Annotated in this window: 9 protein-coding genes; 6 read left to right on the top strand and 3 right to left on the bottom strand. The window is 70.2% G+C overall.

The features are described 5' to 3' along the window. Window positions 1–241: 241 nt before the first annotated feature. The 3 genes from RMT89_RS17745 to RMT89_RS17735 all read left to right on the top strand — a co-directional run bounded on the left by RMT89_RS17745 (window position 242) and on the right by RMT89_RS17735 (window position 3,369). The gene (locus RMT89_RS17745; RefSeq protein WP_315884720.1) at window positions 242–1,213 is read left to right on the top strand and encodes an aldo/keto reductase; all 972 of its coding nucleotides are present in this window, start codon (window positions 242–244) and stop codon (window positions 1,211–1,213) included. An 81-nt stretch (window positions 1,214–1,294) separates the two neighbouring features. Beyond that, a complete protein-coding gene (locus tag RMT89_RS17740; protein ID WP_315884719.1) occupies window positions 1,295–1,846 on the top strand; it encodes a helix-turn-helix domain-containing protein in 552 nt (183 codons plus the stop codon). After that, window positions 1,843–3,369 carry an MFS transporter gene (locus RMT89_RS17735; protein ID WP_315884718.1) on the top strand — a complete coding sequence of 509 codons (1,527 nt, stop codon included), beginning with the start codon at window positions 1,843–1,845 and terminating at the stop codon, window positions 3,367–3,369. The genes RMT89_RS17740 and RMT89_RS17735 overlap by 4 nt, the downstream gene beginning before the upstream one ends. 401 nt (window positions 3,370–3,770) lie before the next feature. Here RMT89_RS17735 and RMT89_RS17730 read toward each other — a convergent pair whose 3' ends face one another. Further along, window positions 3,771–4,445: a lysophospholipid acyltransferase family protein gene (locus tag RMT89_RS17730; protein WP_315884717.1), complete on the bottom strand. Its 675-nt coding sequence runs from the start codon at window positions 4,443–4,445 to the stop codon at window positions 3,771–3,773. Between the two features lie 400 nt (window positions 4,446–4,845). Between RMT89_RS17730 and RMT89_RS17725 the strand changes: the two genes are divergently transcribed. From RMT89_RS17725 to RMT89_RS17715, 3 genes are all read left to right on the top strand, one after another. Next, entirely contained in the window at window positions 4,846–6,009 is a 1,164-nt protein-coding gene (locus tag RMT89_RS17725) for a glycerophosphodiester phosphodiesterase (protein ID WP_315884716.1), read from the top strand. A 74-nt stretch (window positions 6,010–6,083) separates the two neighbouring features. Beyond that, window positions 6,084–6,599, top strand: coding sequence for a sigma-70 family RNA polymerase sigma factor (locus tag RMT89_RS17720; protein WP_315884715.1), 516 nt, complete (start codon window positions 6,084–6,086; stop codon window positions 6,597–6,599). A 45-nt stretch (window positions 6,600–6,644) separates the two neighbouring features. After that, a complete protein-coding gene (locus RMT89_RS17715; protein WP_315884723.1) occupies window positions 6,645–7,142 on the top strand; it encodes a GNAT family N-acetyltransferase in 498 nt (165 codons plus the stop codon). A gap of 67 nt (window positions 7,143–7,209) precedes the next feature. Here the strand turns inward: RMT89_RS17715 and RMT89_RS17710 are convergent, their stop codons facing one another. Beyond that, window positions 7,210–7,650 carry a hypothetical protein gene (locus RMT89_RS17710; protein WP_399498334.1) on the bottom strand — a complete coding sequence of 147 codons (441 nt, stop codon included), beginning with the start codon at window positions 7,648–7,650 and terminating at the stop codon, window positions 7,210–7,212. Beyond that, window positions 7,631–7,990 carry a hypothetical protein gene (locus tag RMT89_RS17705; protein WP_315884713.1) on the bottom strand — a complete coding sequence of 120 codons (360 nt, stop codon included), beginning with the start codon at window positions 7,988–7,990 and terminating at the stop codon, window positions 7,631–7,633. Before RMT89_RS17705 ends, RMT89_RS17710 begins: the two co-directional genes overlap by 20 nt. Window positions 7,991–7,994 lie beyond the last annotated feature (4 nt).

Here is a 7,994-nt window from a genome sequence, read left to right as displayed (position 1 = left end):
CTTGGGTCTTTGGCCGGTGCGGCGAGGGTGCGTGCCGGGCGCCGTGGGTGCTGTGCGGGACTTTCAAAACACCCCCTGGAGGCGCGGGGCTGTATCGATTGGCGGCTCCGCCGCGTGGGCGCGACAAGCCACGACAAGTCCGCACCCGCCGAACCACCGCACGAGCCGAGCTCTGACGCGAAGGTCATCGCGGGTTACGTTGTCGGGAAGCCGTATTGGAGCTGACCCGACGGAGCCCGCGATGCCCTTCGCTCGACTCGCAACAGCAACGACCCCCACCTGCCACATCGGCCTCGGGCTCGCAGCGGTCGGCCGCCCCGGCTACATCAACCTCGGCCGGGACGAAGACCTCGGAGAGAACCGCAGTGTCGACGCCCTGCGCGACCGTACGCACGAGCTCCTCGACGCCGCCTACGCCCAAGGCGTCCGCTACTTCGACGTCGCCCGTTCCTACGGCCGCTCGGAGGAGTTCCTCGCGGACTGGCTGAACGCCCGCCCCGACATCGACGACGTGGTCATCGGCAGCAAGTGGGGCTACACCTACACGGCCGCCTGGTCGGCGCACGCCGAGACGCACGAGGTCAAGGACCACAGCCTCCAGACGTACGAGCGTCAGCGCGCCGAGACCGACGCGCTGCTCGGCGAGCGGCTCGACCTCTACCAGATCCACTCGGTGACCCCGGACAGCCCCGCCCTCACCGACAAGGACCTGCACGCCAAGCTGGCCGAGGCCGCAGCCCAGGGCCTCACCGTCGGCTTCTCCACCAGCGGCCCCGCCCAGGCGGACGCGATCCGCGCCGCCCTCGCCGTGACGGTCGACGGCGAGCCCCTCTTCCGTACCGTCCAGTCGACGTACAACCTCCTGGACACCTCCGCCGCCCCCGCCCTGGCCGAGGCCCATGACGCCGGACTCACGGTGATCGCCAAGGAGGCCATGGCCAACGGCAGGCTCGCGGAGCCCCATGCCCCGGACGCGCTGAAGGCCGTAGCGGCGGAGACCTCCCTGGGCACCGACGCCGTGGCCCTCGCCCATGTCCTGCGCCAGCCCTGGGCCGGTGTCGTCCTCTCCGGCGCCGCCACCGTTGTCCAGCTCGCCTCCAACCTGCACGCCCCCGTCGTGGACCTGGACAAGGACCAGCTGAGCAGGCTGGCGGAGCTGGTGGAGGAGCCGGGGGCGTACTGGGAGCGGCGGGGCCGGTTGCCCTGGCACTGACAGATCATGGGCGCCCGATGACCGTGAGACACGCATGCCCACTGTGAGACAAAGATGTCTCACATGGGCTATCGTCGTCTCATGGCTGTCGATCGTGACCACGTGCTGCGCAGCGCAGCCGCCCTGCTCACCCGGAAATCCACGTCCACCATGGACGAGGTCGCCAGGGCCGCCGGCATCAGCCGGGCCACGCTGCACCGGCAGTTCGCCGGGCGGGACGCGCTCGTGCGGGCGCTGGAGGCGCTGGGCATCGCGGAGTGCGAGGCCGCGCTGGACGCGGCACGCCTGGACGAGGGCCGGGCGAGCGAGGCCGTACGCCGGCTCGTCCGCGAAATAGAGCCCGCGGCCGGGCTGCTCGCGTTCCTCTACACCGAGAACCAGCTGTTCGAGGGCGAGGGGCAGAACGAGGGCTGGGCCCGGCTCGACGTCCGGATCGCCGCACTGTTCCGGCGCGGCCAGGAGTCCGGCGAGTTCCGGATCGACCTCACCCCGGCCTGGCTCACCGAGGCCCTCTACGGCCTGATGGCCTCCGGCGCCTGGGCGGTCCAGGAGGGCAGGGTCGCGGCCAACGACTTCACGCACATGATCGCCGAGCTGTTGCTCGGCGGCGCACTACGGAGAGAGGAATCATGACCAGCACCCTGCAGCCGGCGAACCCGACCGAGGCGGTGAAGCGCCCCGGCCGTTGGCTCGCGCTGTCCGTCCTGGTGCTCGCCGTGCTGCTGGTGGCCGTCGACGCGACCGTTCTCGGTCTCGCGACCCCCTTCATCAGTGAGGACCTGAAGCCCTCCGGCACCCAGTTGTTGTGGATCGGTGACGTCTACTCCTTCGTCATCGCCGGTCTGCTCGTCTCCATGGGCAGCCTCGGTGACCGAATAGGCCGGAAGAAGATCCTGCTCGTGGGCGCGACGGCGTTCGGCGCGATATCCGTGCTGAACGCGTACGCGACGACCCCCGAGATGATGATCCTGGCCCGTGCGCTGCTCGGTGTCGCCGGTGCCACCCTGATGCCGGCCACGCTCGCCCTGATCCGCAACATCTTCCACGACCCGCGCGAACGCAGCCTCGCCGTCGGCATCTGGGGCGCGACCGCCTCCGCCGGTACGGCAGTCGGCCCCATCGTCGGCGGTTTCCTGCTCGAACACTTCTGGTGGGGCTCGGTCTTCCTCATCAACCTTCCCGTGATGGCGGTCCTGGTCGTGGTCGGCATCAAGATGCTCCCGGAGTCCCGCAACCCGAACCCCGGTCCCTGGGACCTGGTCAGCGTGCTGCTGTCACTGATCGGCATGGTCGGCGTCGTCTACGCCGTCAAGGAGTTCGCGGCACAGGGCCCGGCCTGGGACTCGCTCGCCGTCGGCCTGCTCGGCGCGGCCGCGGTGTACGGCTTCGTACGCCGCCAGCTGACGCTCCCCGCCCCGCTGCTGGACATGCGGCTGTTCCGCAACCGCGGTTTCAGCGGCGCGGTCCTGGCCGACCTGCTGACCATCCTCGGCCTGTCCGGGCTGGTGTTCTTCCTCTCCCAGTACCTGCAACTCGTCCAGGGCCGCGGCCCCTTCGAGGCGGGCCTGGCCGAACTCCCCGCCGCCGTCGGCGCGGTGGCGGCAGGCCTGATCGCGGGCCGAGCCGCCCGCCGCTTCTCGGTACGAGCCGTGGTCTCCGGCGGCCTGGCGGCGGTCGGCCTGGCACTGGCCGCGCTGACGGTGATCGACCAGTCGACCGGCTACCCCCTGCTGGGCGCGGCCCTGCTGGTGGTCGGCATCGGCGCGGGCTTCTCGTTCACGGTGACGGCGGACGTGATCCTGGGCTCCGTACCGAAGGAACAGGCAGGCGCGGCATCGGCCGTGTCGGAAACGGCGTACGAATTGGGCGCGGCCCTGGGAATCGCCGTACTGGGCTCGATCGTGACGGGTGTGTACCGCGACTTCACGGCTCCGGCGGGCACCCCGGCGGGGGCGCATGAGTCCCTGGGCGGCGCGGTGGAGGCGTCCGCGGGGCTGCCGACACAGACGGCGCAGAACCTGCTGGACGCGGCCCGCCAGTCCTTCGTGGACGGCCTGGCACTGGCGGCAGGAGCGGGAGCAACGGTCCTCCTGCTGGCGTCGGTGGCAGCGTGGTTCATGCTGCGCAACCAACGGTTGGACAGCGGGCAGCTTTAAGCCCCTTTTCGCCCCGACCTGATGGTCGGGGCGCCATGACTCGACGCCCACGAAAACCGTCAGTCACCGTCGCCGCCCGCTCCGCCGTAGCCCTCACCGGAGGCAGCACCGCGCTGGCCGCCGACGGCGAGAAAGAACCCCGCGAACAGATCAGGTTCGTCGTCACGGAGAAGGCGGACGGTCCCGAGAGCGGTTCATCGACCTCGCGACGGCGGCCACCGGGGCCCGCGAGGAGTTCGCCCCGCTGGCGGCGGAACGCGGTCTGACCCTTCACCGCAGGCTGGCACCGGGCCTCACGGTCATCGGCGACCACGACGCCCTGCGCCGAGCCCTCGGCAAAGCGCCCCGTCAGGGGCGCGGGGAACTGCGCGACAAGCCCCCACCGGCCCGCGGACGAAAAACTACGCCGCTTCCTTCGCCTTCGTCGCATACATGTCCACATACTCCTGCCCGGACAACCGCATGACCTCAGCCATCACGGAATCGGTCACCGCCCGCAGCACATACCGATCCCGGCCCATCCCGTCGTACCGCGAGAACTCCATGGCCTCGCCGAAGCGAACGGTCACCTTCGAGGGCCGAGGCATCCCCGCACCCCCGGGCTGGATCTTGTCCGTGCCGATCATCGCGAACGGCACAACCGGCGCCCCCGTCATCAGGGTGAGCCGCGCGATCCCGGTCCGCCCCCGGTACAGCCGCCCGTCGGGCGACCGCGTGCCCTCGGGGTAGATGCCGAAGACCTTGCCCTCCTCCAGGATCCGGCGCCCGGTCATCAGCGCCGCGACCCCGCCCTTGCCGCCGTCCCGGTCCACCGGGATCATGCCGACGCCGGTGAAGAACCACGCCATCAGCCGGCCCTTGAGGCCCTTGCCGGTGACGTACTCGTCCTTGCCGATGAAGAAGACTTGCCGGTCGCAGACGAGCGGAAGGATCATCGAGTCGATGAACGTGAGGTGGTTGCCGGCCAGGATGACCGGACCGTCGCCCGGGATGTGCTCCGCGCCCTCCACCTGTGGGCGGAACATCAGGCGCATGATCGGTCCGAGCACTGCCTTGATGAGCGCGAAGCGGGACAACGGGCCCTCCGGTGTCAAGGGGGTCGATATAAGTCTGTGCAGGTGAGGACGATACTCGCGGTCCCCGGGGTCGCGCACATCGGGTTCACGGAGGTCTTACGCACTGTTGACGCAGGTTTACCTGCGGTGCCGTGCCGTCGCCTGCCGGAAACCCGCGCGGAACGGTGTGACGGACATCGCGCCGACCCGTGTCGGGACGTCCTCCCCACGCCTACCCCGCGCCATGCGTCCGATGCCGACGGTCCGTCAGAACTCTGTCCCCACACGACATCCGGCGTCACCCGTGTGTTCGATCCGGGGTCTCCCGCCGGTCATGGACGGGCACCTACGATCGGCCCGCACGGCGCCCTGGAGGCGGAGCGACGAAAAAATGTGAAGAGCCGAGGGCAGGAGGCCGCTCATGGGAACGCAGGAGTCGGACGAGCAGGCGCGCGGGACCGGACGGCGGGCACTGCTCGGCGCGGCGGTGCTGGGGGCGGGCGGAGCGGTCCTCGGACTGTCCGGTACGGCAGGAGCCGCCGGCGCGGGGTACGCGGGTGGCGTGAAGAGCCTGCCCAAGCCCACGATCATCGGACACCGCGGTGCCAGCGGCTACCGCCCCGAGCACACGCTCGCCGCCTACCAGCTCGCCCTCGACATGGGCGCCGACATCGTCGAGGCCGGCGACCTGGTGCCCACCAAGGACGGCCACCTCGTCTGCCGGCACGAGCCGGAGATCGGCGGCACCACCGATGTCGCCGACCACCCCGAGTTCGCCGGCCGCAAGACGACCAAGCTGCTCGACGGCGTCTCCGTCACCGGCTGGTTCACCGAGGACTTCACGCTCGCCGAGCTCAAGACGCTCCGCGCGATCGAGCGCATCCCGGCCAACCGTCCGCACAACAGCCTCTACGACGGCCGCTTCGAGATCCCCACCTTCGAAGAGGTGCTGCGGTGGCAGGAGGAGCAGACCCGCAAGCGCGGCAAGCAGGTCTGGATCTACCCCGAGATCAAGCACCCCACCTACTTCCGCAAGCTGGGCCTCGGCCTGGAGGAGCGGATCGCCAAGGTGCTGCGCAAGTACGGCAGGCACAAGTGGAACTCGCCGGTCATCGTCCAGTCGTTCGAGCCGACCAGCGTCCAGCGCCTCCACAAGCTCATCGACAACCCGCTGGTGGTCCTGCTCTCCGGCGCGAGCACGCGGCCGTACGACTTCGTGGACAGCGGTGACCCACGTACCGTCGCCGACCTGATCAAGCCGGCCGGGCTGCGCGAGATCGCCTCCTACGCCCAGGGCATCGGCCCCACCCTCGACCTGATCATCCCGAAGGACGCGAGCGGCAAGCTCACCACGCCGACCACCCTGGTCGCCGACGCGCACAAGGTGGGCCTGGTCCTGCACGCCTGGACGCTGCGCAACGAGAACCCGTTCCTGCCCGCGGACTTCCGCAAGGGCACGGACGCGGACGCCTACGGCGATGTCTTCGGCGCCTACCAGACGTACTTCGCCACCGGTATCGACGGCGTCTTCACGGACCAGCCGGACACCGGCCTCCTGGCCCGCGAGGACTTCGTCAACAGCTGAGCCCCGCGCCCCGGTTGGGGTGACCAGCGGCCGCCCGGGCAACCAGTCGCCCGGGCGGCCGCGTCGTGCTGCATATGACACCCGACTTTGATTTCGAGGTTCTCGCGCTGCGTCCGCTGCTCACCGCCGAGGCCTCCGCCGAGGCGCACGCCTCCGGGACCGAGCCCGGAGACCTGGAACAGGCGGTCTGGCTGCGTCTTCTGGAGCTCCTCGACGCCCAGGGCCCCCCGCCCCACCCCGAGCGCTGGCTGCGCTCGGCCGTCCGTTCCGAGGCCCGCCGCACCCGCCGCACCAACCGCCTCGAACGGCCGTACGACGCCGAACCCGCGGACGAGTCCGACCGCGACCCCGAACACCTCGCCCTGCGGGCCGCCCGCCACCGCGCCCTGCGCGACGCGGTCCGCCGGCTGCCCGGCCGCTGCCCCAGTCTGGTCGAGGCGCTGCTCTCGCCGAGGGACCTGACATACCGGGAGATCGCGGGGGAGTTGGGTATCTCACAGGGCAGCCTTGGCCCGGAACGTTCCAGATGCCTGGGTTGTCTACGGCGATTGCTGACGCCGGAGGTTGCGGCCACCGGAGCGCGGGGATAGGAGTGAGGGACGACAGGTGATCAGGTGAGCGGGAGGCGTGCGCACATGGGCATGAGCGTGACCATCTCTGCGGCGACCGAGCAGGACGCGGAGCAGATCTTCAAGCTGCAGTACCTGTGCTTCCAGAGCGAGGCGGCACTGTACGGCAACTACCGCATCGACCCGCTCGTCCAGACGCTGGACTCGGTGCGTGAGGAGGTCGCCGAGGACTGCGTCTTCGTGGCCCGACTCGGCGACGAAGTGGTCGGCTCGGTCCGGGGCTCGGTCACCGAGGACGGCGCCGCCGCCATCGGCAAGCTCTGCGTCCACCCCCGCCTCCAGGGCCACGGCATCGGCGCCCGACTCCTCCGAGCGGCCGAATCCGCCCTCGCCGCCGAGCGCGGCGCCACCCGGTTCCGCCTCCACACCGGCCACCGCAGCGAAAGCAGCCTGCGCCTCTACCGCAAGGTCGGCTACACGGCGGTCGGCACCTCCGAGGGCACGGACGGCGTACCGATGATCATCCTGGAGAAGGCGGCGGGTTCATACGCAGCGACGGCTTGAGGTCCGACCTGAGGGGCGCGGGGAACTGCGCGACAAGCCACAGACGACCCGCGCCCGCCGACGGCGATCAACCCGGCTGCTCGCTCCGCGCCTTCCGTAGCCAGTAGATCGCCGACAGCGGCAGCAGTACGGGGATGAACAGATACCCCATGCCGTAGTCGGACCAGACCGTCGCGTCCGGGAACCTCGACGGCTCGACCAGCGTCCACGTACCGACCACCAGCACGCCCAACAGCTCCGCGGCGCAGCACGCCAGCGCCGCCTTACGGGCCGTCTCGCCACCCCTGACCAGCGTGTACGTGATGAATCCGTACACGAGTCCCGCCACCGCAGACAGCGAGTAGGCAAGCGGGGCGTGGTCGAACTCGGTCGAGATCTGGACCGCCGACCGCGACACCGCGCCGACGACCATCACGCCGTACAGCCAGACCAGCAGCATCCCCGGCCCGCTGATGAGCCGAGTGCGCTTTCCCTCCAGGGCTGCCATCTCAGCCTCCCCAGATGTCATAGAGCCGCACCTCCAGCACGGCGAGCACCACACCACCGGCCGCGACCGTGATCGAACCCCACTTGGTCCGCTCGGCCAGCGACATGAACCCGGCCGCCGGCACACACGCGAAGGCGCCCAGCAGATACGCGACGAAGATCGTCGTTCCCTGCTCGGGGTCCTCGCCGCGCGCCAACTGCACGATCCCGACCACCAGCTGGACCAGCGCCAGCAGGGTCACCACGGCCATCCCGATGAAGTGCCAGTCCTTCGTCGGCTCATCGCGGTACGCGGCAAAGCCGCACCACGCGGCGAGCAGCAACGCGGCGACGCCGGTCACGAGTGTCAGGGCAGCAAGCATGCGG

The organism is Streptomyces sp. P17 (genome assembly GCF_032436805.1).
Lineage (GTDB): Bacteria > Actinomycetota > Actinomycetes > Streptomycetales > Streptomycetaceae > Streptomyces.
The sequence above is the reverse complement of the archived record's forward strand: the minus strand, read 5'-3'. Positions and strand labels throughout refer to the sequence as shown.

What these genes read in the sequence shown, in the direction of transcription:
- RMT89_RS17725 (WP_315884716.1), top strand. Translation starts at nt 4,846, where the DNA reads ATGGGAACGCAGGAGTCGGACGAGCAGGCGCGCGGGACCGGACGGCGG.
- RMT89_RS17705 (WP_315884713.1), bottom strand. Translation starts at nt 7,990, where the DNA reads ATGCTTGCTGCCCTGACACTCGTGACCGGCGTCGCCGCGTTGCTGCTC.
- RMT89_RS17710 (WP_399498334.1), bottom strand. Translation starts at nt 7,650, where the DNA reads ATGACATCTGGGGAGGCTGAGATGGCAGCCCTGGAGGGAAAGCGCACT.
- RMT89_RS17715 (WP_315884723.1), top strand. Translation starts at nt 6,645, where the DNA reads ATGGGCATGAGCGTGACCATCTCTGCGGCGACCGAGCAGGACGCGGAG.
- RMT89_RS17745 (WP_315884720.1), top strand. Translation starts at nt 242, where the DNA reads ATGCCCTTCGCTCGACTCGCAACAGCAACGACCCCCACCTGCCACATC.
- RMT89_RS17720 (WP_315884715.1), top strand. Translation starts at nt 6,084, where the DNA reads ATGACACCCGACTTTGATTTCGAGGTTCTCGCGCTGCGTCCGCTGCTC.
- RMT89_RS17735 (WP_315884718.1), top strand. Translation starts at nt 1,843, where the DNA reads ATGACCAGCACCCTGCAGCCGGCGAACCCGACCGAGGCGGTGAAGCGC.
- RMT89_RS17740 (WP_315884719.1), top strand. Translation starts at nt 1,295, where the DNA reads ATGGCTGTCGATCGTGACCACGTGCTGCGCAGCGCAGCCGCCCTGCTC.